Genomic DNA, 26506 nt, shown 5'->3' on the forward strand with positions numbered 1-26506 from the left:
AAGGTCCCTTTTTTCGTGGTGGTTCAGCCCAGGCTTAAACCAGCGTCATATGGTTATCCCAGGCCACCGACAGGTTGGCATCCAGCTTGATGCGCTGTCGTTTCTGGCTGGCCATATCAAAATGATACAGATGCCCGCTACCGGTGCTGATCAGGAACTCGCCCGGCAGCAAAGTGGCTGCCAGGCCGCAACCGTCACGTGTTTTACACTGGCCCAGATACTGGTTATCCCGGCTATCCCAGAAAGTCACCAGGTCTCCCCGTGGTGAGGAGATCGCCGCGTAACGTCCGCTGGCATCAAACCGTGCGCTGCCGCAGTACTGCTTCATCGCACGGTTTACATGGTCGGGTGCATGTAACAGCTGTAACGGCTCGCCACGCTGGTGCATCGCCACCAGAGGCACATCGTCGTATTTCGCACCCTGATACTGCAACGCGATTACGACCTTACCGGCAGCGTTCACATCCAGATGGCGAATCGACAACTGATGCAAGGGCGCAGGCGGCTGGACCTGTTCCAGCAGCTCGCCGCTGTGCAGATCGATGTAGGCCAGCGACGGTTGCATGCTGTCCAGGTTGAGCTTGTCACGGCCCTTGTCCGGGTGGGTCAGGATGCCACCGTTGGCAACGACCAGCGTTTTTGTATCCGCCATCAGTGCCAATTCGTGTGGGCCGATGCCGTAGGAGGGGTGATCGGCGACCTTGCTGAAACCCAGTTGGATATCACGCACGGTGATCCGCCCCTGCCCATCGGCGACGTTATTCTCGCAGCTGATCAGGTACTGCCCGTCCGGCGAGAAGATCGCATGGCCGTAAAAGTGGCGTTCCGTATCCGGTTCAACCTGCCGGATCAGCGTACCGGTGTTGTAGTCCACTACGTCGATGAAGCGACCCGGACGGCGGGCCACGGCGGCCAGCCAGGGTTGTGTCGGGTGCAGAGCCACGTGGTGGGCACGCTGCGGCAGCGTATGGTCCAGCATGACGGAACCGTCCTGCGCTACCATCTGCAGGTGGTGCAATCCATCTCGACCCGTTGCCGCGGATGCAAACAGCGGTGATCGTCCCGTGCTGCCGGTTTGCGCCAGCAGCGTTGGAGTCACCCATGAGCCCGCCAGTAACAGGCTGAACTGGCGTCGATTAATCCCCGTCACGGCTATTGAACCCCAGTTGGATATTCAGTTTTTGCATCGCTTCTTCCAGCTGGCTGTGCAGGGCCTTCATCTGGCCACTCACCTGTTTCAGGGTGGCGTGATCGGCCGGGTTTTTCACCGCCTGGTACAGCGTTTTGTCGATGCTGCTAAGCGTGCGGTCCAGCTGCTGGAAGTGGGTGTCGATCTGGTTGGCCAGTTCGCTTTCCCCTTCGGCGATCAGCAATGCTTTGACACTGGTGGTGCTGTTGCCACGGTACAGTTCGGCGAGCGCTGCCAGGTTGAGCTGGATGTTGCGCAGGGAGCGTTCACTGCGCCAGGATTCGGCGCGGCGTGGTTTTGCCTTGTTGGCGCCTTTATGCAGCGGACGCAACAGTTTCAGGTCACGTACCACCTCGACCGGCTCGACCAGGGCTTTCATCAGCTCGGTGGCCGCTTCGGTGCTGTCTTCGTAGTAGTCCTCGCCGCCCGGTGCCGCGTCGATACGTGGCAGCTGCTGTGATTCCCACTCCTGGGCAATCTCGCGGCTCATGGTAGCCACGTTGCCGGCGATCGCCGCGGTCAGCTGACAACCATACGGGGTCTGGGCTTTGTCGCTGAACAACAGCCGTTCCAGCGCCGGCAGACCTTTCACGGCGATGCTGGCACCGCGGAAGTACTCCGGTGTCAGGCTGGCAGTATCTTTCTGGCTAAGCAATTCGTTCAGTTGCTTACTGGTCAGGTTTTTCTTGTCCGGCCAGAACTGCATGCTGAAGTTACGCATTAGAAATTCAATCGGGCCAAACTGTACGTGCTGGATTCCCTGCCAGGCATCCATGGTCTTGTGGAATGCAGTTTGCGCGGCGGTCAGTTGCTCTGGTTGCTGGCACAGCACGTCAGTGGCGTTGGCCAGTTCTGCGCTGCTGCTTGCCAGTGTCTGGTAGCGAGGCAGGATATGATCGCGGGTCAGTTGTACGTTGATCGCCTGCCACTGTGCATCGCTTGGCGATGCGTGGGCTACACCACCAGCAAGGAACAGGGTGGCCACCGGAATCAGGACCGGCAGCAGGCTGTAGCGTGAAAACATCAGAGTGACTCCAGGAATCTGATCAGGTTATTTCGTTGCGCCGTTGGCAGTTGCACCACCGCATTGCGGGCAGTCTGGGCTTCGCCGCCGTGCCACAGGATCGCCTCCAGCAGGTTGCGGGCACGGCCATCGTGCAGGAAGTAGGTGTGACCGCTGACGGTTTCCGTCAGGCCGATTCCCCAAAGGGGAGGCGTGCGCCATTCGTGGCCATTGGCAGCATACTCCGGTCGACCGTCAGCCAGGCCTTCGCCCATATCGTGCAGCAGTAGGTCGCTGTACGGCCAGATCAGTTGCGGTGCCCTGTTCTGTGGCTCGGACGGGTCGTCGGCAATGACAAATTTTGCCCGGTGGCAGCTCTCGCAGCCGCTGTCATAGAAGACCTTTTTGCCTGCCAGCACTTGCGGATCGTCCACGTTGCGTCGTGCCGGGACCGCCAGGTTGCGGGTATACAGCAGCATCGCATCGGTCATCTGGCGGGAGGCTTCCAAGTTGTCGTGGCGGTCGGTGTTGCCGTTGGGCATCTGCAGGCAGTCGGACTGCTGTTCGGTGCAGTCACCGTAGGGATTCTGGAAAGCCGGATTGGAGATGCCGATATCGCCGTTCAGGGCGCTGTTGTTTTGCTGGTTGAGGGTGGCGTGCCCCGCCTTCCAGCCGTAGCGGCCGATATCCACCTGTTGCTTGTCGCCGTTCCAGACGCGGTTGGCGCGGCCGGAGATCCCGTCGTTGTTGCGGTCATCGCGGTCTTCGCGGGCCAGGATGGCTTTTGAATCGATCGCCTCCAGCAGGCCCAGGCCGATCATCGGGGGGGCCACGCGGGGAGAGATCATCAGCTGCGGGTGCAGCGGACCGTAGGCCGGCTCGGTAATGCTGTAAGTTGGTTTGCGCAGGGAGACGGTTGTTCCGTCCGCCAGGGTAACCGGAGTTTCCCGGTAGCTGATGGTCATGCGGCCTTCACCCGGCAGGCCGGGTACAGCGAAGTCCTGCAGCTGACCGCCGTAGATCGGCTCGGGAATTACACCGATTTTACGTTCTGCCAGCAATCTTTTCTGTTCTTCGTTTTGCGGTGGAATACTCAGACGCAGAAACATGGAGACCGCATTGTCATCCGGCCAGTTGGTCTTGGGTGGGTGGCCACGGCCATTGCCAATATGGCACTGACGGCAGGCGCGGGCGTTGTACAGCGGGCCCAAACCATCGCTGGCGGTGGTGGCGGTAGGTGCGGTGACCCAGAGCTTTTTGAAGATGCCCTGCCCCACACGGAAATCCAGCTGCTGCTTGAATGGCAGGTTGCTGGTGGGGTGCATAAAGGCGCGCTTGTCGACACGCTTGAGATGGGTACCCCGGCCACCGGCGTAACGCTCGCCTGCTTCACTCTGGGTGAATTCGGGTGCGGCTGGCTGGGCGAATACTGCTTCCTGGCTGCCGATCAGCAGCGCTAGAGCCATTATCGAAACACGACTTAGCATGCTCACTCGGGAATTTAGTGGTGTGAAGAGACATGGGGTAGCCCGACGGCTACCCCTGGTGCATTAAGCACGTGACAGCTTACTCGGCCAGAACAGAGGTTGGATTATCCAGGCTGTCGGACCCCTCCAGCTCGATACCGTCCAGGTTCAGGACGGCGATCGCCTGTTCGATGGATTCGGTCTGGTCAGTCAGGGCATCCACGGCGTGCTGAACGATCTGGTTGCCTTCCGGGTTGTTGGCACCGATCAGCACGTCGAATGGGTTGCCCGCTTCTGCGGTATCCGCCATCACCTTCATCGCCTTTTCGGTGTTGTCCAGTTTGGCACGCAGTTCTTCATCCAGTGCCGGTGCTGCCGCGCTTACCAGCTGCGACAGGCTCGCACCTTTCACAACGCTGCCGTCCACACGGGTGTACTGACCCAGGTATACGTTCTGGATACCTTTAGCGTCGTAGTAGTGGGACCAGTGGGTGTTGTCGGAGAAGCAGTCGTGCTCCTCTTCCGGATCGTGCAGCATCAGACCCAGCTTGGTGCGCTCACCCGCCAGCTCGCCGTAAGACAGGCTGCCCATGCCAGTCAGGATGGTGGACAGACCGCCCTGCGGGCCTTTTGCCATCAAATCAGCACGCGCAGCGCCGTCCACAGCCCAGTTGCCGACCATCTCTTCCAGGTCATCAACCAGCAGGTCGGTTGCAGCGGACAGGTAGTCACGACGACGGTCGCAGTTGCCGCCAGTACAGTTGTTAAGATCGAAGTCGGTGACCGGACGGTTGCCTGCACCCGGGTTGGTGCCGTTCAGGTCCTGGCCCCACAGAAGGAATTCAATCGCGTGGTAACCGGTGGCCACATTAGCTTCAACGTCGTCGATTTCGTGCAGGGTTTCTGCCAGCAGTTTCTTGTTGATGGTGCTTGCGTCAACCGTGATGCCACCCACCTTAACGGTTTTGTTGGCAACGATGTTGGCTGTGTAGAACGGGTTCTCGTCAGACTCGCTGCCGTAGCCGGAATCCACATAGTCGATCAGGCCTTCATCCAGTGGCCATGCGTTCACACGGCCCTCCCAGTCATCAACGATGGCGTTACCGAAACGGTACGCTTCGGACTGCTGATACGGCACACGTGCCGCTTTCCATGCTGCCTTTGCGGCTGCCAGATTGGCTTCGGTTGGATTTGCCAGTAGGGTATTAACAGATGCCTGCAGCGCTTTAGCCGTGGTCAGAGAGTCTTCGTAGGTGGCCAGTGCGATATCCGCATAGGTGCCCAGTACGGCGTCTGCGGTGGGAGCTGCTGCTGGTTCTTTCTGCATCTGGTCTGCACAGCCGGTCAGCAGCGCTGAGCCGATTGCCAGACTGAGTACTGTTGCGCGAAATTTCATGGGTGATCTCGTCTCTGAGTGTCTGTTTAATTCATTTAATAAAGCGCATGTTAATGCAAATGAAAATGGTTCTCCATACCGATATGATTAAATTGGCTAAATTAGGCGCAAATTCCTGGCAGTATCAGGGGGTATTAATGGGTCTAGTGAGGGAAAACGGGTGTATCGGGGTTGGCTGATACACCCGGGACGCTGCGGTTATTCAGCGGAGGACGCGTAGTCCTGTTGCAGGTGTTGGTCTTTCAGTTTGACGTAGTTGCCTGCGGTGTAGGTGAAGAACTCACGTTCCTTGTCGGTCAGCGGACGTTGCTGCTTGGCCGGTCGACCCACATACAGGTAACCGCTCTGCAGGGTTTTACCCGGTGGTACCAGGCTGCCAGCACCGATGATCACCTCATCTTCTACCACCGCGCCGTCCATCACCATCGCCCCCATGCCGATCAGCACGCGACTGCCGATGGTGCAGCCGTGCAGCATTGCCTGATGGCCGATTGTGACATCATCGCCAATAATCAGAGGAAAGCCGTCGGGATTAAACGGACCAGCGTGGGTGATATGCAGCACGGAGCCGTCCTGTACGCTGGTGCGGTTACCGATGCGGATACGGTGCATATCGCCGCGAATCACCGTCAGCGGCCAGACGGAGCTGTCCTCGCCCAGCTCCACATCGCCCAGTACGACTGCGCTTGGATCAACAAAGGTACGTGCGCCCAGTTTAGGCGTCATGCCCTGATAGGTTCGGATATGCATAGTCGGGTCCCGTTGAAATCTTGCGGTTGGTCCCCCATTGTATATGAGGGCCTGTTAACACTGGTAAAGTTATGACTGTTGCCCCTGAAAAAGGGTTAATCAAGGCGTGTGTTGTGTGGTTTGGTTATTCCAAATGAGCAACACGCAACGCAGAGTAGCTCTTTTTCAGGGACAACCCTATGGGCTGGAACTATTTTTCCGTCTAACGGCGTTATCAGGCATGAATGTAGAGTGCTACATTTCAAACCTTCTGCCTGGTTAGCCAAAAAATAATCTCCAGCAGTATAACGTTACCAGTATTAAAAGGCCCTGTTCGGTGCCGCTTTAGAGCGCCTCAGTACCCAGTTCATGGAGACATAAGTCGATGACGAACCCCCTGTTACACGCCCATACCCTGCCCCCGTTTGATCAGATTACGCCGGCCCACGTTGAACCGGCTGTGGATAAGTTGCTGGCCGAGGGCCGTGCGTTGGTTGAAAGGCTGGTACAGGAGGTGGCGGAGCCGACTTGGGATAACCTTGTGGCACCGCTGGAGCAGATGAACGATACCCTGGCCAAGGCCTGGTCGCCGGTTTCCCATATGAACTCGGTGGTAAACAGCGACGAGTTGCGTGAAGCCTACAACGCCTGCCTGCCGAAGCTGTCGCAGTTCTGGACCGAGCTGGGCCAGAACCAAGGACTGTACGAGTTGTACAACACGTTTGTCGGCAGCGATGAATTCGATGGCCTGAACACTGAGCAGAAAACCGCGATTGAGCACACCCTGCGTGACTTTAAACTGTCCGGTATCGCCCTGGGTGAGGCGGACCAGCAGCGCTTCAGCGAGCTGCAGCAGCGTCTGTCCGAGTTGACCACCAAGTTCTCCGAGAATGTGCTGGATGCGACCAACGCCTGGAGTAAGCTAATCACCGACGAAGCCGAGCTGGCTGGCCTGCCGGAGATGGCGATTGCCGCGGCGAAGCAGGTGGCTGAAGCCAAGGGTGAAGAGGGTTGGATGTTGACCCTGGACTTCCCATCCTACATCCCGGTGATGACCTACGCCGACAACCGCGAGCTGCGCGAAGAGGTGTATACCGCCTTTGCAACCCGCGCCTCCGATCAGGGACCACATGCCGGTCAGTGGGATAACTCCGGGATCATGCAGGAGATCCTCACCCTGCGTCTGGAGAAAGCCAAACTGCTGGGCTTCAACAACTACGCGGAATACTCCCTGGCCACCAAGATGGCGGAGGATACCGACCAGGTGCTGGGTTTCCTGCACGATCTGGCCGCGAAGAGCCGTCCGGAAGCGGAACGTGAATTCCAGGAACTGTGTGATTTTGCCCGTGACGAGCATGGCATGGAGCAGCTGGAAGCCTGGGATGTAACCTACTACGGCGAAAAGCTGAAACACGCCCGCTACGAGATCTCCCAGGAGATGTTGCGCCCCTACTTCCCGCTGCCAAAAGTACTGGATGGCATGTTTGCCGTGGCCCAGCGCCTGTTTGGCATCGAGATCTGCGAAGTGAAGGACTTCAACAGCTGGCACAAGGACGCACGTCACTTCGAACTGCGCCGTAACGAACAGCTGATCGCCCGTTTCTACCTGGACCCGTTTGCCCGCGAGAAAAAGCGGGGCGGCGCCTGGATGGACGACTGCCGCGTGCGCCGTCGCCTGGACGATGGCAGCCTGCAGCTGCCGGTGGCGTACCTGGTGTGCAACTTCAACCCACCGGTGGGTGACGATCCGGCCCTGCTGACCCACAACGAAGTGACTACCCTGTTCCACGAATTTGGGCATGGTATCCACCATATGCTGACCCGAATCGAGACCGCGGACGTCAGTGGTATCAACGGTGTGGCCTGGGACGCGGTGGAGCTGCCAAGTCAGTTTATGGAGAACTGGTGCTGGGAGCCGGATGCCCTGGCGCTGATCTCCGGTCACTACCAGACCGGCGAGACCCTGCCGCAGGAACTACTCGACAAAATGCTGGCAGCGAAAAATTTCCAGTCCGGTATGATGATGGTGCGTCAGTTGGAATTCTCGCTGTTTGATTTCCAGCTGCACTGCGAGTTCGAGCCGGATACAACCGATATCCAGGCGGTGCTGAACCGGATTCGTGATGAAGTGGCGGTGGTGGCTCCTCCGGCGTTCAACCGATTCCAGCACAGCTTCAGCCATATTTTTGCCGGTGGATATGCGGCCGGTTACTACAGCTATAAATGGGCCGAAGTGCTGTCGGCGGATGCCTTCTCCCGCTTCGAGGAGGACGGGATCTTCAACGAACAGACCGGTGCGGACTTCCTGCATGCCATTTTGGAGCAGGGTGGATCACGCGAAGCGATGGATCTGTTTGTGGAGTTCCGCGGCCGTAAGCCTGAGGTGGATGCGTTGCTGCGTCACAGCGGCATCACCCTAACAGAGTCTTAACTATGAGTGTTGTAAAACGTTTTATTGCCGGGGCGACCTGCCCCCGCTGTGGCGAAATGGACACGCTACGCATGTACCGGGACGGTGAAAAAGAGTATCGGGAGTGCGTGGAGTGTGATTTTGAAGACGCCATGCGTCTGGATGGAGAGCCGGAGCCAGCCGAAGAGCTGGAAACCCGCGTCAACCGCACTGCTGACCCAGTTCCGGAAGATTCTCAGCCGCTGCTGTTCGTGCCTAATCCCGGTGCCAAGCGTCGCGACCACTGAGTATGCCTTTCGTTTCGCCGTAGGTGCATAACACTGCATCTACGGCTCTTTCCGACACCTCTCTCGAATCGTACCTGCTTTTTACGTCATCTGCCGCCGGATTAAAGCACCATCAGCAGGCACAGCATCACACCACCTGTCAGTGCAATAAAAGGGAAGCCGGGATCAAACGTGCGGACTTTGGTCTCTATCATCCGATAACCTGTAAATGACTTGGTAATAAACGAAAACTATTATCAATGGGCTGCTATATAAAATCAATACGAATGATTCGTATTTACTCAAGGTGGATGGGATTCCGATCAACCCGCGCCAGGGCGGTGAGTCCTGTATTAATTGTGCGCAGGGGCAGGGTGTGTGCTGTACAGTCACACTGGGCTGGTTGATATGACGGCCGTGCCAAACCCTCTTGGAGATGCATCATGGAATTAGAAAAGGAAGATCAGGTCACCCGGTGGCATACACGTGAGCCGCAGGAGACTTTTATTGCGCTGGAGACCTCAACGGATGGACTGGCAAAAGAGGAAGCGGTGATCCGCCGGCAGACATACGGAGCCAACCGTATTCCCGAACCGCCGCGCCGCAGTGCGCTGATGCGCTTGATGGCTCAGTTTCACAACGTACTGATTTACGTACTGGTCGTAGCCGGGATTGTTACCGCCCTGCTTGATCATATGGTGGATGCGGGTGTGATTGCTGCTGTTGTGGTGGTCAATGCGCTGGTGGGGTTTATTCAGGAGGGGAAAGCGGAAAAAGCGATCGATGCCGTACGCAAGATGCTCTCCCGTCAGGCCACCGTGACCCGCGAAGGCCACCGTTTCCAGACTGACGCTGAGGAACTGGTGCCGGGTGATGTGGTGTTTGTACAGTCTGGTGACCGGGTGCCGGCTGACCTGCACCTGTTCTGGACAAAGGATCTGCAGATCGAGGAAGCGGTGCTGACCGGTGAATCCGTACCGGTGGATAAAGATACCCAGCCGGTCAGCGCAGATGCCGCGTTGGGCGACCGTCGCAATATCGCCTTCTCCGGAACGCTGGTGACCTATGGCCAGGGACTGGGCGTGGTGGTGGAAACCGGCGCCAACACCGAGATTGGCCGTATCAGCACCATGCTGGCCAAAGTAACCCAGCTCACCACCCCGCTCACCCGCCAGCTGGATCTGTTTGCCCGCTGGCTGACCGGTGTCATCCTGGCCATCGCGGCGCTGACCGTGGTGTTTGGTGTTTCCGTGCACGGCTACACCTGGGAAGAGATGTTCATGGCATCCGTTGGGCTTGCCGTGGCGGCGATCCCGGAGGGCCTACCGGCGGTCATCACCATTGCACTGGCCATCGGCGTCCAGCGCATGGCGAACCGTCACGCGATCATCCGCCGCCTGCCCACGGTGGAAACCCTGGGTTCTGTATCCGTAATCTGCTCCGATAAAACCGGTACGCTCACCCGCAACGAGATGACCGTTACCCATGTGGTTACCGCCGACCTGAACATCGATGTGACCGGGGTGGGTTACAACCCACACGGGGCCTTTGTGTTGGGTAATCAGGATATCGACCTGGCGGACCACCCGGTACTGCGCCAGCTCTGTCTGGCCAGCGTGTTGTGCAACGATTCCACCCTGGCGGAAAAAGAGGGTGAGTGGCTGATCAGCGGTGATCCGACCGAAGGCGCGCTCACTGTATTAGGGGTGAAGGCGGGTTACGATGTGGCGGAGACCCGTCGGGAGATGCCCCGCGACGACCTGATTCCATTCGAATCCCAGCACCGCTTTATGGCCACTCTGCACCACGACCACAACGGCCAGGGCGTGGTGTACATCAAAGGGGCAATCGAGGCGATTTTGCCGCGCTGTCAGACACAGCGTATGTATGACCGGGATACTCGGGTGGATCGGGACTTCTGGCTGGCCCAGCAACGGACCATCGCCCGCCGCGGTCAACGCACCCTGGCGATTGCCTGTCTGCCGGTGGCCAGCGGCCAACGGACCCTCTGCTTTGATGAGGTGGAGTCCGGCCTGATTCTGTTGGGTGTGGTGGGTATTATCGACCCTCCCCGCCAGGAAGCGATCGAGGCTGTAGCCCAGTGCCACGAAGCCGGTATCAATGTCAAAATGATCACCGGTGACCATGCTGAAACGGCGGCAGCTATCGCCAGCCAGATGGGCATTACCAGCAGTCACGACGCGCTCACCGGCTCTGAACTGGAGCAGATGAGCGATGACGAGTTGCAGCAGGCGGTACAGACCTACGACGTGTTTGCCCGCGCCAGCCCAGAACACAAACTGCGTATCGTCACCGCCCTGCAGGCGCAAGACAGGGTCGTGGCAATGACCGGTGATGGAGTGAACGATGCCCCCGCCCTAAAACGTGCCGACGTCGGCGTGGCGATGGGCATTAAGGGCACCGAAGCGGCCAAGGAAGCGGCCGAGATGGTGCTGGCGGATGACAACTTTGCCTCCATCGCCCATGCGGTTGAAGAGGGTCGGACAGTGTTCGACAACATCCGCAAATCCATCCTCTTTATCTTGCCAACCAACGGTGGTGAGGCGCTGACCGTATTGGCGGCGATCGCACTGGGTACCATGCTGCCGGTGACCGCCGCCCAGATCCTCTGGGTGAATATGATCACCGCTGTCACCCTGGCGCTGTCGCTCACCTTTGAGCCAACCGAGACCGGGGTAATGCGACGTATGCCAAGGGATACCCGGGCACCGATCCTGTCCCGCTTCATGACCTGGCGGATCGTGTTTGTGTCATTACTGATGGTGGCGGGCACCTTTGGCCTGTTCCTCTGGGAGATAGATGCCGGCTCCAGCATCGAATACTCCCGCACTGTGGCGGTGAATACGCTGGTGATGCTGGAGGTGGTGTACCTGATCAACAGCCGCTACCTGTATGAGTCCGTGCTCAACCGAGAGGGATTGCTGGGTAACCGTTATGTGTTGATGGCGATTGGCTTGGTGGTCTTCTTCCAGCTGATCTTCACCTACACGCCGTTGATGCAGCTGTTTTTTAATGTGGAAGCGATCGACGGTGGTTCCTGGTTGCGCATCATCATGGTGGCGTTGATGGTGTTTCTGTTGGTGGAGCTGGAGAAAAAGCTGATGCGGCCTTTCGGCAATTCACAGCCGCCACAGGCACCGCCCCGGGTCCAGTCCCCCCACGCCTAACTCTGATGTGGGTGTTACCGGGTGGCTTGTTTATACGTCACCCGGTAGATCGCACCGGCGTAGTCGTCGGAGATCAGCAAGCTGCCGTCATGGTCGGTAAGCACATCCACCGGCCGGCCCCAATGGCGCTGTCCTTGCAGCCAGCCCGTAATGAACGGCTCATGACCGATCACCTCGCCATCGCGGGTCTCTACCCGGGTGACCTGGTAGCCCACCTTCAGGCTGCGGTTCCAGGAGCCGTGTTCGGCGATAAACAGGGTGTTCTCGGTAGCCTTGGGAAACTGCTGACCCCGGTAGAAGGTTAAGCCCAGCGGGGCGACATGGGCGCCCAGGCCCAGTTTGGGGGGCTGGTAGTTGCCGCTGGCGAGACCGCCAAAACGCGGATCGGTTACGCCATCAGCGTGGACATAGGGGTAGCCAAAGTGCAGGCTCGTTTGGGTTGTCCGGTTGAGTTCATCGTCGGGCAGATCGTCGCCCATATGGTCGCGGCCGTTGTCGGTAAACCAGAGCGATTTATCCACAGGGTGCCAGGTGAAGCCGACACTGTTACGCACCCCTTCCGCCACGATCTGTTGCTCGCCGTTATCCACATTCAAGCGCAGGATCGAGGCAAAGCGGCGGTCGTCGGAGAGGCAGATGTTGCAGGGGGCACCAATGTTGAAATAGAGCCAGCCGTCGGGGCCGAACTTCAGGTATTTCCAGCCGTGGTGGCTTTCATCCGGCAACTGGTCGGTGACCAGCTGCGGTGCGGGCGGGTTTTCCAGTCGCTTAGCCAGATCAGGGTAGCGCCAGATCTTGTCGACCTCGGCTACATAAAGGTCATTGCCACGCACGGCAACACCCGTGGGTAGGTCCAGACCGCGGGCAATCAGGTACTGCTGCTCGTAATAACCGTCGCCGTTTTTGTCGCGCAGGGCCACCACCTTGCCCGCACGGCGCGAACCCACAAACAGTATCCCCTGCCCGTCTGGTGCATCCATCCGGGCCATCTGGCGCGCGTTCTCGACCGCAGCCACCTGGTCGATCTGGAATCCAGCAGGCAGTTGTAGTCGGTCGAGAGGAAGGTCTCGCGCCTGCAGGCTGGTTGCAAGAAACAGAGACGTCAGACCATAGATCAGCCGTGTATTGTTCATCGCTTGTCCCACACTGTTGCCGAAAAAAGTCACCGTTAACCATAGCCTCTGGCACGGCGGTGAGCCAGAATAGCAGCCCCGATTACTGCGGGCTGTCTTAACCTCACCAGAAACTGAAAAATGCTGACTGATCTGAAAGATATTTTCCCGCTGGGCGTACGCTACATGCTGTTTTCAGCGCTGGGTTTTGCCCTCATGGCCGCCTGTGTTAAAGCGGTCAGCGCCTACGATATTCCGGTGCTGGAGATCGTTGCGGCCAGGGCGATCGTGTCCCTGTTGATCAGTTATCTGGATGTGAAGCGCAAGCGGATCTCGGTCTGGGGGCACAATAAGGTGCTGCTGTTTGCGCGGGGGGCGGTTGGCGCCGTGGCGCTGATCTGCGTGTACTACTCGGTCACTACCCTACCCCTGGCAGAAGCCACCATCCTGCAGTACACCAACCCGGTGTTCACTGCGGTGCTGGCTTTGCTGTTCCTGTCGGAGAAGGTCCAGCGCTCGACGATCCTTTGTATCCTGCTGTCCATAGTGGGGCTGGTGGTGATGGTGAAACCGGACCTGTTCTCCGGCTACAGTGCTAACCTGCCTTGGTTGAGTGTGGCGGCAGCGCTGGCCGGTGCCCTGGGCAGTGCCATTGCCTACGTGATCGTACGGCAGCTCAGCAGCAGCGAAGACAGCTCAGTGATTATTTTTTACTTCCCACTGATCGCCCTGCCGGTATCGGTGCTGTTGCTGGGTGATGGGTTTGTGATGCCGAACCTGGAAGCGTTTGTATTGTTGATTTTGGTGGGGATCTTTACCCAGGTGGGCCAAGTGGGGCTGACCAAGGCGATGCAGTACGAAAAAGCCGGAAAAGCGATGGCCTACTCCTACGTGCAGGTGATCTTTTCGCTGGTGCTGGGTTGGGCGTTTTTCAGCGAAATTCCAACGCTCTGGACGCTGGTGGGCGGTGGCCTGATCATCGCCGGGGCCCTGATCAATGTGTTATGGAGGCGGTAAGCGGCTCCGTTTAACCAATTAAAAAGAACCCGGCGGATGCCGGGTTTTTTGTGTCACTTACGCGGCCTGACGCTGTGGCCAGCTGTAGATCAGCAGGAATTCCAGCATCGCTACGACTACCACAGAGGGGCCGGCTGGAGTATCCCATTGATAGGAGAGCGCCAGACCCAGGGCGATGGCAGTGCAACCTAAAACACCGGCGCCGATGGCCATCTGCTCCGGTGTTTTGGACAGGCGACGTGCCGCCGCAGCGGGGATAATCAACAGGGAGGTGATCAGCAGGATACCAACGATCTTCATCGCCACCGCAATAATCACGGCGATCAGCAGCATCAACGACAGGCGTACGGCGGTTACCGGGACCCCCTCCACCTGGGCCAACTCTTCGTTGATGGTGATTGCCAGCAGCGGTTCCCATAGTTTATGCAGCAACACCGCTACCAGAATGCCGCCGCCGTAGATCCAATACAGATCTTCCGGGGTGACCGCTAGCAGGTCACCGAACAGGTAAGCCATCAGATCAACACGGATATCATCGATCAGGGCAATTGCTACCAGGCCCAGCGACAGGCTGCTGTGAGCCATGATGCCCAGCAGAGTATCGGTAGCCACCAGGTGTTGCCGTTGCAGGCTGACCAGTGTCAACGCCAGCAAGACACAGCAAGCGATCACCGCCAGGTTGAGATTGATATCAAACAGGAATCCGAGGGAAACCCCCAGCAGGGCCGAGTGTGCCAGGGTATCACCGAAGTACGCCATGCGGCGCCAGACTACAAATGAACCCAGTGGGCCGGCAATCGCTGCGACACCCAGGCCGCCCAGCAGGGCAAGAATCAGGAAATCAGCCATGGTTATGCTCGCAACACTCTTCGATCACATCGCCGTGGGCGTTGTGCTTGTGATTGTGATGATGACTGTAAAGGGCGATCTGTTCTGCGCCCTTGGCGCCAAACAGATCCACAAAGGATGGATCGGCACTGACCTGCTCCGGATGACCTGAACAGCAGATATGGTGGTTCATGCAGATTACATGGTCGGTGGACGACATCACAAGGTGCAGGTCGTGGCTGATCATCAACACGCCGCAATTACGCTGATCGCGGATACGGGCGATCAGCGCGTACAGTTCGAGTTGGCCGTTGATATCCACACCTTGTACCGGCTCGTCTAGCACCAGCAGGTTTGGGTCGCGCAGCAATGCACGCGCCAGCAGCACTCGCTGCATCTCACCACCGGACAGGTTATGTATAGATTCCTTAAGCAATGTTTCTGCGCCTACATCGGATAATGCCTCCAACATCAGCGACTTATCCTTACACTGGGTGGTTTGCAGGAAACGTTGCACGGTCAATGGAAAAGTTTTATCCACATGCAGTTTCTGTGGCATATAACCGATCCGCAATCCCTTTTCGCGCCAAACATTGCCACTGGAAGGTTTTGTCAGGCCAAGCACCACCTTAACCAGGGTGGTCTTACCCGCGCCGTTTGGGCCGATCAGTGTGGTGATGCAGCCTTTGTGCAAGGCCATATCGATGTTCTGCAGCACGTGGTTACGGCCAAAGTGCAGGTTAACCTGTTCCAGACGGACCAGATCATGGTGTGACTTCATTCTTCGGCATGCTCCCGACAATTCGGGCAGCAACCCAGCACCTCAATGGATTGCTGCTCGGTGGTGAATCCCAGCTTGGATGCTTGCTGGGAGATCAAAGCTTCGGCATCACGGCTATCCGCTTCCACTGCGGTATTGCAGTGGCGGCAGATCAGGAAACAGCCATGATGGGACTTACCCGGGTGTGGACAGCCAATAAAGGCATTCAACAGCGCGATCCGGTGCACCAGCCCCTGTTCCTGCAGGAAGTCCAGCGCCCGGTAAACCGTCGGGGGTGCAGAGTTGAAACCCGCTTCGGCCAGTGCAGGCAGGATCTCATAGGCACCCAGAGGTTTGTGGCTTTGCCACACCAGTTTCAGAACCAGCTCACGAATGGGGGTCAGGCGCTGATTACGCGCTTTGCACAGGGAACGGGCTTCATCCATAGCCTGCTCTATGCACTGGTTGTGGTCGTGGTGTGACTCAAATGCGATCGTACCCGAAGCCATATAGAGAAATACCTTTTTGATTTGTTATAGTATAACGGAACATTTGCCGAGATGAACCGACACTATGCGACTAAAAGCGACCATTGTATTTCTCAGTGTGCTCTTCAGCCAGTTTTCCCAGGCGTCTGAAGACGTGAAAGTACTGGCCAGTATTAAACCTCTGCAGCTGCTGGCGGCCGATATTGTCGGAGACACCGGAGACGTAGAGTTACTGATTAAACCGGGGGCCTCCCCGCACCACTATGCGATGAAACCATCCGATCGCCGGAAGCTGGACAGTGCACATGTTGTGGCATGGGTGGGGCCTGATCTGGAAACCTTCCTGGAAAAATCACTGCGTGGTTCCGATGCGTTGGTGCTGCAGATGGCAGATGCTGAAGAGGGTCATGAAAATCATGATCAGCACGAAGGACACGGCCATGAGGAGCATGATGATCACGACGAGCATGATGATCACAAAGGCCATGACGATCATGCAGCGCACGATGACCACACCAAACATGAAGATGAACATGATGAGCACCACGATGAAGAAGCAGTAGCGGATGCCCATCACGATCATGAACATGCCGGAGATCCACACCTGTGGCTGGATCCAATGGTATCGCTGGCATTTGGTAAAGAACTGCAGGAACAGCTGGCGCGTCGTTACCCGGCCCATGCCGAGACCTTCGCAGGCAACTACAAACGTCTGGAACAGAACATCCTGTCGCTGGATGCGCAGTTGAAAGAGAGCTTTAAGCCGCTGCAGTCTCATGGCTTTTTTGTATTCCACGATGCCTGGGGCCACTTTGTGAACCACTATGGCCTGAACCAGTTGGGTTACTTCACTGTTGATCCGGGGCGTAAACCGGGTGCACGTCACCTGACAGAGATCCGCGAACAACTGGAACATGAGAAGGCCGTGTGTGTCTTCAGTGAGCCACAGTTCAAACCGTCGATTATCCATGCAGTCACCAATGGTTTGGATGTGCGTCAGGGGGCGATCGATCCGCTGGCGACCGACACGGAGGTGAAACAGAATAGCTATACTGCTTATATCCGCAGTGTGGCCGATCAGTTTATTGATTGTCTGACGGCTCGATAATGTAGGGCTGTTTTAGCGGGGCGTATCTGGGTCGAAAACCCCTTAGCAACTTGTTGAGAAAAAAGATAAAAAAAATTGAAAAAAGGTGTTCACAAACGGAAAACACCTCTATACAATACGCCCCACTTTCGACGCAGATGTGGTGGAATTGGTAGACACGCTAGCTTCAGGTGCTAGTGCCTTCACGGGCGTGGGAGTTCGAGTCTCCCCATCTGCACCAATCCTAAATGCCTCACGGCAAGCAGGATCTGGTGCAAAGAAAGTTACAACTTGCCGGACCGCGTAACCGGGTAAAAAACACGCAACCGACGCAGATGTGGTGGAATTGGTAGACACGCTAGCTTCAGGTGCTAGTGCCTTCACGGGCGTGGGAGTTCGAGTCTCCCCATCTGCACCAACCGGTGACCTCCCTCCTAGATTGAATTTTTCCCATAGTAATTGATCAAAAACTTCAGATATTACCGTTCTGAGTGTTTGCTATGGCGCTATTCCGAACTTCCCGATTCTGGTTGGTCGTTATGTTTGCGTTGCTGATTGTCTGGGTCATTCTCTCCCATGTGCACGCTTACAACGGCTTCGACATTTCCAATGCTCTAATTCCCGCAGATGAAATTCATGCAGGTGGCCCGGATAAAGACGGTATCCCTGCGATTACCCATCCTCACTTCGAAAAAGCCGATCAGGTTCAGTGGCTGAAACCGGATGCGTTGGTCTTAGCACTTTCCTGGCACGGTGCAGTGCGCGCCTACCCTCTTTCCATCCTCAACTGGCATGAAGTGGTGAACGACCATGTCAGTGGCCAGCCAATCCTGATTACCTACTGCCCGTTGTGTGGCAGCGGTATGGCCTTCTCGCCCAATGTTGCCGGGCGTAACCTGACCTTTGGTGTGTCCGGATTGCTCTACAACAGCAATCTGTTGCTGTATGACCAGGAAACCAAGTCGCTCTGGTCACAGGTCCGGTCCCAAGCGGTCTCTGGCCCTTTGAAAGGAGAAAGGTTGTCACTGATTCCTGTAAGTCTCGAACGCTGGTCAGACTGGCGTAAGCGTTATCCACAGGGTGAAGTATTGAGCCGGGATACAGGGTTTGAGCGGGACTACCATCGCAACCCCTATTACCAGTATGCACGGGACAAGGGTGTGATGTTCCCAGTGGCGTTCAGGAGCCGCCGCTACCATCCCAAAGAACGGGTGTTGGGGGTAAAGATCAACGGTCAGTTTAAGGCCTATCCCTTCGCCGAGTTAGCCAAAGAGAACGTGCAGTGGGTATGGGACGAATTTGCCGGAGAAACTGTGGAGATCCGTTTTGATGCGGCTAAGCGTACCGGTCGGATCTTTACCTCGGAAGGTGCAGAGCTGTCTGCTGTGAACCTGTTCTGGTTTGCCTGGTACACATTCCATCCTGATACTGCCGTGTATAGTGGGCAATAAAAAGCCGGAGCAATTCGCTCCGGCGAAGAACCCTGATTGGGCAGGGTGATAGAACGGGAAGAAATGGAAATCTGTTTGGAGCCTATCCGGATTACAGCAGCAGACCGACCTGCACCAGCATCGGGAAGATAGCGATGATCAAGCCCACCAAAACCATCAGGATGGAAGGCACTACACCAATAATTTCAACACCTTGTTCGTCATGAGACATAGCTTGATTCCTCATACAGTCTTAAGCCTTTGTCTTGTATATAGCAACGGCAGTGCCAGTCTGAGCTTTGTTTTTTTAAGTAACTGAAATGTTTGATTATTTTTTGTTTTTGGCGGATGGGTGCAGAGGCGTGAGTATCGATGCTGAAGACATTTATGTCATGCGGTTGGTGTGCTTCATGACATTTTTGGCATGCGGGTTGTGGGAGGTCCCACAACCCTGTCAGGCGAGCTTTGGGCAGATGCGTTGCATGACTTTTATTATCTGCCAGCCGGCGAGGCTGCCAAGAGTGTTGGCCAGAATATCCAGTAGGTCAAAGGAGCGCGATGGCATTTGCCACTGAACAAGCTCGATTCCAACACTCCATAACACAATACATATGAGTAGCTTAACGCTGGCCTTGGGAAAGCCTATATATGCCCAGGCCACCACACCCAGGTATGCAGCGAAGTGCAGTACCTTATCTGAGTGATCAAAGTCGGGTGTTTCAACCGTCGGCAGGACACTTAAATAGGTCACCAATAAAAGTAAACAATAGAACGGTACTTGGCGTAGTTGAAACTGCAGCATGGGAGATCCTTGAGAAGGCAATGTTCGTCGATAGCTAAGTCAGATGCAGTTTACGCAGACTCTGCTGCAGATTCAGCAGCGCGGACGCAGTTTTTGCCACCATTTTTAGCCTGATAGAGTGCGTTATCCGCCCGATGGATCAGGCTGGCAATGGTATCGGCCTGTTGAACCTGGGCGATACCGAAGCTGCAGGTGATCGTGTGTTTACCTAAGCCAAAGTCATGCTGCGCGATCGTCGCGCGCAGTTTTTCCGCTAATGTCGCCGCCATCTCGAGATCAGATTCAGGCAGGATAATCAGAAATTCCTCACCTCCCCAACGGCCGATCTGGTCCGTTTTACGGATAGCGGTTTTGACGACATCGGCAAGCGTGATCAGTATCCGGTCACCTTCATTGTGCCCGTGTTGGTCATTTACCTGTTTGAAGTCGTCCACATCAAAGAAGATCACGGCTGATGGGCGCTCATAGCGGCGGTAAATTTCAAGGCTGTTGGTAAGGTACTCATACAGCTTGTTGCGGTTGGATATGCCGGTCAGGGCATCGTGTTGCGCCATAAACTTTAGCTGTCGGTTATAGCCCGCCACGACTTTGTAGCGGTAGGCCACCAGCATCAGGATCAGCAGGAAGAGCGCGCCCACCAACCAGACGCGGGAGTAGTCGACTTTGTAGGCGTAACGGATATTGAGCCAATGGTTGGCGATAGCATTGTGCTCTTGAGGGCTCAGCGTGCCGATTACACGGTTGATGATATCCAACAGGATCTGGTTGTCCCGCCGCACGGCCACACTCAGGTCCCACTGATCGTTAAGGGAGTTGTACAGGGTGATATCCATAAGATGCTCTGCCTGCATGGTGTAGCTGATGCTGGCCGGTGCATCTATGAAGCCAAAGACATCGCCGGTTTCCAGGCGGCGTAGACCGTCGCTGACCGATGCAACCGGCACAATCGTGGCGTTGGGATAGCGATTGACCAGGATTTCGTAGAATGCAGAATCGGACCGCACGGCGAGGCGTTTGTCCGCCAACTGTTCCGCCGTATCGCTAAATTGGGAACGGTTATGGACGGCAACCACGGCTGGCATGCTGAGGTAAGGCCGTGAAAATGCCAGATGCTGCCCGCGTTTGGGGGTCGCCATGGCGCCAGGTGCGATATCGCACAGACCGGAACGGATCATATTGAGTGTTTGCGGCCAGGAATCGCTCGGCATCACGGTGATGGTCAGGTCCAGTTTATCGAGCAACAGGCTCATATAGTCGGATACCAGGCCTTGATAGTTGTTTTCCTTGATGCCCTGGTAAGGCATCCAGTCACGGCTGGCGCACAAAGTTATATCGCCTTTGTGGCTGAGGTAGGCTCGCTCCCGCTCGGTGAACATGACTACTTCGGGTTTGTAGATGAAACCCTTGAAATCGTAGTTGGGGCTCAGGGCCCCAATGATCAGGTACAGTTTGGCCATGCTTTCGAATTTCTCAGGGGAGAGTGTGCCGAAGTAACCCTTTTCATCGAAGGCGAGTTTTTTCAACGCATTGCCCTCGTAAATCAGGGCGTCGAGGCTACGCTTCTGCGAGTTGTAGTGCGAGTAAATCAGCTGCGCGGTTTCCTCGATATGGTCAAAGGCATAGTGCCACCCCTTCAATGAGGCCTCGTAAAATTGCAGGGTAAGATCGGGCTGTTCATCCAGCAACTTGCGTGATGTAAACAGGATATCGGCGTACATATCGAAGCCGAAGTCGGCAGGGTGCAGGATGGTGTAGGGTATCCCTAATTGTTCCATCTGGAACGGCTCGTTGGAGATATAGGAGCCCATCGCATCGGTTTTATCCTCGATCATATCCTGCAAGTTAAAGCTGTGATGCTGGTGTTCGTAGTCAGTGCGACGCAGGCCTGCCTGCAGCAGCATCGCCATCACCTCGGCTACTTGCTCAGCGTCATGGGTGATCATGATCCGCTTGCCTTTCAGGTCCATGGGTTTTTTGATACCGGAACTTGCTTTTGACAGTAGCATCAACGGTGACTGTTGGTAGGCGGCGAACAGGGCCACGATATCCTTCCCATTGGCTTTCTCAATCAGTAACGAAGAGCGGCCTACAGCGAAATCTGACTTTCCCTCCAGTACGTCACCCACCAAGTCCACCTGGTGACTAAACTCGCGTATATCAACCTCCAGACCCGCTTCATTGTAGAAGCCCTTCTCTTTGGCAATGTAATAGCCGGCAAACTGGAACTGGTTTTTCCACAGCAGCTGCAGGGATACCGCCTGCTTGCCCTGCGCTGTTTTTGTGGGCAAGGCAAAGGCAATGGTGCTGTGAATCGCTATAAGCAATACCAGAAACCACTTCATGGGAGGTCATGCACTCCTGGGTGGTCGGATGTTTTAGGTATCAGGGGGCTGGAGCAGATGCTGCTCATGGTCCTTTGAATCATCATCTTAACTACAGAAAGCTAGAGTCTTTGTATTCAGAGTAGACCGAAATTGTGGCAGAAGAGGTTCTAAGGGGTGGATAAGATCAAGTTTTTTAATGAAAACTCACTATTCAGTAGTGTTAGAGACGCTTGCTCGGTGTGGCAGCAGAAACCTTCAGCAACGGTGGTGCCGTTGTGATCGATGAGGAAAAGCAGGATGTGCTCTCTAATTACTCCAGTATTCGGCTGATACGCTTTTGATCAAGCGTGGTAACTAAGAACTAAAAAGGCCATCCCCGGGGATAGCCTTTTTAGTTGTGTGTGCTGCAATTGGCGTTTTATTTACGCTTTTTGCCGCTCGATAGGGACATAAACGAAGGGCGCAGGGTGGGTTTAGCATCCGCTTTGCGATCCGCTTCCTCTTCTGCTTTCTTACGCGCCTGCTGCTGGGGTGTCAGCTTCTTTTTGGGCTTAGCGGCGGCTTTGGCCGGTTGCTTCGCACGCTTAGGCTTATGTGTTGTTTCCTCTGCGTCGACTGGCTCGGTGCTGCCCTCTTCATAATACGGCACGGGCTTTAGCTTCAGCGGCTGTTTGATCAGGCTTTCGATCTCCTTCAGGTACCCTTTCTCATCCGGTGCGACCAGTGAGATGGCTTGACCGCTGCTGCCGGCACGGCCGGTACGGCCGATACGGTGCACGTAGGCCTCCGGCACGTTGGGCAGGTCGAAGTTCACCACCCGGGGCAGTGCGTCGATATCCAGGCCGCGGGCGGCCACGTCCGTGGCGACCAGAATCCGCACCTGGTTTTGCTTGAAGGCATCCAGGGCCCGCGAGCGGTCACGCTGGCTCTTGTCGCCGTGAATCGCAGCGGCGCTGATCCCTTCCTCCAGCAGATGGGCGGTGAGGATGTCGGCACGTTTCTTGGTACGGGTAAACACCAGTACCTGGGCCCACTGACCGCCGTGGATCATGTAGCTGAGGGTATCGGCCTTGTCCTGGTTGTCCACCCGGTAGGCCAGCTGCTGCACGGTTTTGGCGGTGGAGTTGCGCTTGGCCACGCTGATCTTGGCGGGATTGCTGAGGATCTTCCGGGAAAGTTCGGTGATAGTGTCGGCAAAGGTGGCTGAGAACAGCAGCGTCTGACGCTCTTTCGGCATCTGCGCCATCAGCTTGTCGATCTCGCGGCTGAAACCCAGGTCCAGCATGCGGTCGGCTTCGTCCAGCACCAAAGTCTGCAAGCTCTCCAGGCTGATCTCCTCGCGGCCCAGCAGGTCCAGCAAACGGCCTGGTGTGGCCACCAGAATATCTGCGCCGCGCTTCAGGCGTTTGATCTGGTTCTCGGCGCGCACGCCACCGTAGATCGGGATAATGCGGATCCCCAGCTGTTCGCCGTAAGCGTAAAAACTGTCGGTCACCTGTACCGCCAGTTCGCGGGTGGGTACCAGCACAAGGGAACGTACCGGGCGTACGGATTCCTCGACCGGCTGTTGCGCCAGTTTCTCCAGGATCGGCAACGCAAAGGCGGCGGTTTTACCGGTACCGGTCTGGGCTTCGGCCATCAGATCCTTCCCCGCCAGTACCTGTGGCACGGCCTGGGTCTGGATCGGTGTAGGTTGTTGGTAGTTCAGCGCGTCCAGCGCCTGCAACAGAGCATCCGATAAACCGAGGGAGGAGAAATTGGACATAGAAACCCGATCAAACTGACTGTGAAAAACAGCGTGCAGCTTACCGGAAAGCGGGAATGGGTGCGACTTCGGGATGCAGGAAGAGGGCCATTGCAGCACCCCAGAAGGGGCGCCACAATGGCGGGGAGAACACGGTGTTTATGCCAGCTCTTTTGCCGGAGCAGGCTCGATGCCGTTGTAGATATCTTCGTCCAGCTCGTTTTCGCTCTTACCCACCAGCACGGATACCATCAGGTCGCCACACACGTTCACGCTGGTGCGTGCCATGTCCAGGATACGGTCGATACCGGCGACGATTGCCAGGCCTTCCAGCGGCAGGCCGACAGTGGTCAGTACCAGGGACAGCATGATCAGACCCGCACCCGGAACACCGGCAGTACCGATGGATGCCAGAGTGGAGGTCATGATAATCAGCAGGTAGTCCGCCATGCTCAGGTCGATACCAAATGCCTGGGCGATAAACAGGGCGCAGACACCCTGGTACAGTGCGGTGCCGTCCATGTTGATGGTGGCACCCAGTGGCAGCACGAAGCTGGAGATCCCTTTGGATACACCCATCTCTTCACGGGCCGCCTTGATGGTTGCAGGCAGAGTGCCGGAGCTGCTGGTGGTGGTGAAGGCAACCGCTGCCGGGTTTACCAGGCCTTTCAGGTAACGTACCGGGCTGAGGCGACCCACGGTGCTGATCAGGCCACTGTAGAACACCACAACGTGGATCAGACAGCCGATGTAGGCCGCTGCAATTACCTTGGCCAGTGGCAGCAGGATTTCCAGGCCGTACTTACCGGCAACCCAGGCCATCAGGCCAAATACCCCATAAGGGGCGAGCTTCATCACCAGTTCGGTCAGCTTGTACATGCCTTCCGCTAGGCTTTCGAAGACCTTGATCGCCGGTTCCGCTTTTTCACCGCACAGGGTCAGGGCGATACCCAGCCCCAGGGCAAAGACGATGATCTGCAGGATGTTGCCCGCTGCCAGCGCGTTGATCGGGTTTTTCGGGATCATGTTCAGCAGTGTCTGCACCAGGGTTGGCGCTTCTTTTGCCACCGCCGCGGTTTCCGCCGGGCTCATGTTCAGGCCTGCACCCGGCGTCAGGATGGTCGCCAGGCCCAGACCGATGGTGATTGCCACCGCAGTGGTACCCAGGTACAGCACCACGGACTTCAGGCCGATGCGGCCCATCTTACGGGTGTCCTGCATGGAGGTGACGCCCACCACCAGGGAACAGAACACCAGGGGTACGATCAGCATCTTGATCGCATTGATGAACAGGGTTCCGATCGGCTTCAGCATCTCGGCATCCGGGCCCATCACGGCGCCGACGAGAACACCCAGGATCATACCTACCAGGATTTTTTTCCAGAGCGCCAGGTCGCTCCAAAAGCCGCTGCGGCTCGGTGTGAGAGTTGTCTCTTGCATCACAATTTACCTTTCTTATCGTTGTTTTCTGCCTGCACGCAGGCAGCAGGATTTAGGCCCTCAGCCGCGTCGGCGCTGGGGGCGGATCATGTTGGACGGTTGCAGGATCTCGCTCAGGGCCTCTTCGCTCATGAGCTGCTCTTCGCGGATCAGCTCCAGCACACCGCGTCCGGTTTCCAGGGCGGTTTTGGCGATACGGCTGGAGTTCTCGTACCCGATGTAGGGCACCACAGCGGTGATGATGCCAATACTCTGGTCGACCAGTTCCTGGCAGCGTTCGGTGTTGGCGGTGATGCCGCGCACACAGCGGTTCTTCAGCATGTGCATCGCCTGGGTCAGCATGCGGATCGATTCCAGTACGTTGTAGGCGATAAGCGGTTCCATGGCGTTCAGCTGCAACTGGCCCGCTTCGGCCGCCATGGTCACGGCCAGGTCGTTGCCGATCACCTGGTACGCCACTTGATTGACCGCTTCCGGGATCACCGGATTGATCTTGCCCGGCATGATGGAGCTGCCCGGCTGTTGCGGTGGCAGATTGATCTCGTTGAGGCCACAGCGCGGGCCCATGCTAAGCATGCGCAGGTCGTTGGAAATCTTGGAGAGTTTCACGGCCAGACGTTTCAGCATGCCGGAGAACAGCACAAAGGCGCCCATATCGGAGCTGGCTTCCACCAGGTCGGAGGCACGTTTGAACTCAAAGCCGCTCAGCTCGGACAGATAGCTCACCGCCAGCTTGGCGTACTCCGGATCGGTGTTGATACCGGTGCCGATGGCGGTACCGCCCAGGTTGATCTCCTTCAGCAGCTCGGACAGGCCGGCGATGCGGTCGATATCCTCACCCAGAGTGGTAGCGTAGGACTGGAACTCTTGGCCCAGGGTCATCGGTACCGCGTCCTGCAGCTGGGTGCGGCCCATCTTCAGGACCTCGGCGAACTCCTCGCCTTTGGCGGCGAAGGCATCGCGTAGTGAGGCCAGGGCCTGCACCAGTTCACCGTGCTTCAGCAGGATCGCCAGACGCACCGCCGTCGGGTAGGCATCGTTGGTGGACTGCGACATGTTGACGTGGTTGTTCGGGTGTAGGTGGTTGTATTCGCCCTTGGCGTAGCCCAGCTGTTCCAGGCCGATATTGGCGATCACTTCGTTGGCGTTCATGTTGGTGGAGGTACCGGCGCCGCCCTGGATCATATCGACCACGAACTCTGCGTGGTACTGGCCATCGAGGATCAGCTGGACTGCCTGCTCGATCGCTTCGGCTTTGCCGTCATCCAGCAGGCCCAGGGTCTGGTTGGCCTTGGCGCAGGCCAGCTTGACCAGCGCCAGCGCGTTGACCAGCTGGGGAAAGTGGCTCAGCGGTACGCCGCTCAGGTCGAAGTTATCGCGGGCACGCTGGGTCTGGACGCCAAAGTAGGCATCGTAGGGTACTCTCGCCTCGCCGAGCAGGTCCTTTTCTCGCCGCATGGATGGCTCTCGGAGTGGCTGAACAGTGTTTCCCATTGGGTGTGGTCCTCTTGGTGTCTCTTCTTGTTGTGTGGCCGGTGGCGCGACAGATCCACGGCCTGGATACAGAGGACTTTGCAAGGCGGGTGCCAAACTTATATTTGCTTGGTAAGCGTTTGTTTTGTTGGGGAAATATTGGGTTGCCCGGAAGGGCTTAGAGATGCAAAGGGGTATAACCAATGGAATGGGCTGCGCACGCGTTTTTTGGAATTGGCCCATTAAATCAACGGGTTAAATTGGATTCCGTTGGTTATAACCCAAACCCTGGTTATAGGGGTTTGGAAAGGTGCAATCGCCCTCCCCTGCCGGAGACAGGGTGGGGCCTGAGAC

General features: G+C 56.9%; 20 protein-coding genes and 2 tRNA genes. 8 read left to right on the plus strand and 14 right to left on the minus strand.

The features are described 5' to 3' along the window. Positions 1-34 precede the first annotated feature (34 nt). The 5 genes from QKW35_RS07470 to QKW35_RS07490 all read right to left on the minus strand — a co-directional run bounded on the left by QKW35_RS07470 (position 35) and on the right by QKW35_RS07490 (position 5804). Positions 35-1150 (minus strand): DUF1513 domain-containing protein, encoded by a 1116-nt coding sequence (locus QKW35_RS07470; RefSeq protein WP_282351966.1) that lies wholly within the window; start codon positions 1148-1150, stop codon positions 35-37. After that, positions 1137-2213 carry an imelysin family protein gene (locus QKW35_RS07475; protein WP_282351968.1) on the minus strand — a complete coding sequence of 359 codons (1077 nt, stop codon included), beginning with the start codon at positions 2211-2213 and terminating at the stop codon, positions 1137-1139. Before QKW35_RS07475 ends, QKW35_RS07470 begins: the two co-directional genes overlap by 14 nt. Then, entirely contained in the window at positions 2213-3658 is a 1446-nt protein-coding gene (locus QKW35_RS07480) for a di-heme oxidoreductase family protein (RefSeq protein ID WP_282351970.1), read from the minus strand. The genes QKW35_RS07475 and QKW35_RS07480 overlap by 1 nt, the downstream gene beginning before the upstream one ends. Before the next feature lie 100 nt (positions 3659-3758). Further along, positions 3759-5054, minus strand: coding sequence for an imelysin family protein (locus QKW35_RS07485; RefSeq protein WP_282351972.1), 1296 nt, complete (start codon positions 5052-5054; stop codon positions 3759-3761). A 198-nt stretch (positions 5055-5252) separates the two neighbouring features. Continuing rightward, positions 5253-5804: a gamma carbonic anhydrase family protein gene (locus tag QKW35_RS07490; RefSeq protein ID WP_282351973.1), complete on the minus strand. Its 552-nt coding sequence runs from the start codon at positions 5802-5804 to the stop codon at positions 5253-5255. Positions 5805-6168: 364 nt separating this feature from the next. Here QKW35_RS07490 and prlC point away from each other — a divergent pair, with 364 nt between their 5' ends. From prlC to QKW35_RS07505, 3 genes are all read left to right on the plus strand, one after another. Continuing rightward, positions 6169-8214: an oligopeptidase A gene (prlC, locus tag QKW35_RS07495; RefSeq protein ID WP_282351974.1), complete on the plus strand. Its 2046-nt coding sequence runs from the start codon at positions 6169-6171 to the stop codon at positions 8212-8214. A 2-nt stretch (positions 8215-8216) separates the two neighbouring features. After that, positions 8217-8480 carry a YheV family putative zinc ribbon protein gene (locus QKW35_RS07500; RefSeq protein WP_282351976.1) on the plus strand — a complete coding sequence of 88 codons (264 nt, stop codon included), beginning with the start codon at positions 8217-8219 and terminating at the stop codon, positions 8478-8480. Between the two features lie 422 nt (positions 8481-8902). Then, the gene (locus QKW35_RS07505) at positions 8903-11647 is read left to right on the plus strand and encodes a cation-transporting P-type ATPase (RefSeq protein WP_282351978.1); all 2745 of its coding nucleotides are present in this window, start codon (positions 8903-8905) and stop codon (positions 11645-11647) included. A gap of 14 nt (positions 11648-11661) precedes the next feature. Here the strand turns inward: QKW35_RS07505 and QKW35_RS07510 are convergent, their stop codons facing one another. Continuing rightward, positions 11662-12780 carry a PQQ-dependent sugar dehydrogenase gene (locus tag QKW35_RS07510; protein WP_282351980.1) on the minus strand — a complete coding sequence of 373 codons (1119 nt, stop codon included), beginning with the start codon at positions 12778-12780 and terminating at the stop codon, positions 11662-11664. 120 nt (positions 12781-12900) lie between these two features. On the opposite strand from QKW35_RS07510, the gene QKW35_RS07515 reads away from it, so the two are divergent. Continuing rightward, the gene (locus tag QKW35_RS07515) at positions 12901-13776 is read left to right on the plus strand and encodes a DMT family transporter (protein WP_282351981.1); all 876 of its coding nucleotides are present in this window, start codon (positions 12901-12903) and stop codon (positions 13774-13776) included. 57 nt (positions 13777-13833) lie between these two features. On the opposite strand, the gene znuB is transcribed toward QKW35_RS07515, so the two are convergent. Genes znuB through QKW35_RS07530 form a run of 3 tightly spaced genes read right to left on the minus strand, consistent with a single transcriptional unit; the run spans position 13834 to position 15873 of the window. Beyond that, positions 13834-14625 carry a zinc ABC transporter permease subunit ZnuB gene (znuB, locus tag QKW35_RS07520; protein ID WP_282351983.1) on the minus strand — a complete coding sequence of 264 codons (792 nt, stop codon included), beginning with the start codon at positions 14623-14625 and terminating at the stop codon, positions 13834-13836. Beyond that, positions 14618-15385: a zinc ABC transporter ATP-binding protein ZnuC gene (znuC, locus tag QKW35_RS07525; RefSeq protein WP_282351984.1), complete on the minus strand. Its 768-nt coding sequence runs from the start codon at positions 15383-15385 to the stop codon at positions 14618-14620. Before znuC ends, znuB begins: the two co-directional genes overlap by 8 nt. Beyond that, positions 15382-15873: a Fur family transcriptional regulator gene (locus QKW35_RS07530; protein ID WP_282351986.1), complete on the minus strand. Its 492-nt coding sequence runs from the start codon at positions 15871-15873 to the stop codon at positions 15382-15384. Before QKW35_RS07530 ends, znuC begins: the two co-directional genes overlap by 4 nt. Positions 15874-15937: 64 nt before the next feature. On the opposite strand from QKW35_RS07530, the gene znuA reads away from it, so the two are divergent. The 4 genes from znuA to QKW35_RS07550 all read left to right on the plus strand — a co-directional run bounded on the left by znuA (position 15938) and on the right by QKW35_RS07550 (position 18390). Beyond that, positions 15938-16960 (plus strand): zinc ABC transporter substrate-binding protein ZnuA, encoded by a 1023-nt coding sequence (gene znuA, locus QKW35_RS07535; RefSeq protein ID WP_282351989.1) that lies wholly within the window; start codon positions 15938-15940, stop codon positions 16958-16960. A 133-nt stretch (positions 16961-17093) separates the two neighbouring features. After that, a tRNA-Leu gene (locus QKW35_RS07540) sits at positions 17094-17180 on the plus strand. Between the two features lie 90 nt (positions 17181-17270). Further along, positions 17271-17357: transfer RNA gene (locus QKW35_RS07545), tRNA-Leu, on the plus strand. Between the two features lie 121 nt (positions 17358-17478). Continuing rightward, entirely contained in the window at positions 17479-18390 is a 912-nt protein-coding gene (locus QKW35_RS07550; RefSeq protein ID WP_282351991.1) for a DUF3179 domain-containing protein, read from the plus strand. Between the two features lie 433 nt (positions 18391-18823). Here QKW35_RS07550 and QKW35_RS07555 read toward each other — a convergent pair whose 3' ends face one another. From QKW35_RS07555 to QKW35_RS07575, 5 genes are all read right to left on the minus strand, one after another. Next, on the minus strand, positions 18824-19171 hold the full coding sequence (locus QKW35_RS07555) for a VanZ family protein (protein WP_282351992.1): 348 nt from the start codon (positions 19169-19171) through the stop codon (positions 18824-18826). Between the two features lie 50 nt (positions 19172-19221). Further along, positions 19222-21513 (minus strand): ABC transporter substrate-binding protein, encoded by a 2292-nt coding sequence (locus tag QKW35_RS07560; protein ID WP_282351994.1) that lies wholly within the window; start codon positions 21511-21513, stop codon positions 19222-19224. 400 nt (positions 21514-21913) lie between these two features. After that, on the minus strand, positions 21914-23260 hold the full coding sequence (locus QKW35_RS07565) for a DEAD/DEAH box helicase (RefSeq protein WP_282351996.1): 1347 nt from the start codon (positions 23258-23260) through the stop codon (positions 21914-21916). A gap of 138 nt (positions 23261-23398) precedes the next feature. Beyond that, entirely contained in the window at positions 23399-24679 is a 1281-nt protein-coding gene (locus QKW35_RS07570; RefSeq protein WP_282351998.1) for a dicarboxylate/amino acid:cation symporter, read from the minus strand. Between the two features lie 60 nt (positions 24680-24739). Continuing rightward, positions 24740-26137 (minus strand): aspartate ammonia-lyase, encoded by a 1398-nt coding sequence (locus tag QKW35_RS07575; protein ID WP_282352000.1) that lies wholly within the window; start codon positions 26135-26137, stop codon positions 24740-24742. Between the last annotated feature and the right edge of the window lie 369 nt (positions 26138-26506).

It is taken from the genome of Pontibacterium granulatum, from assembly GCF_029961155.1.
GTDB classification, from domain to species: Bacteria; Pseudomonadota; Gammaproteobacteria; order Pseudomonadales; family Balneatricaceae; genus Pontibacterium; species Pontibacterium granulatum.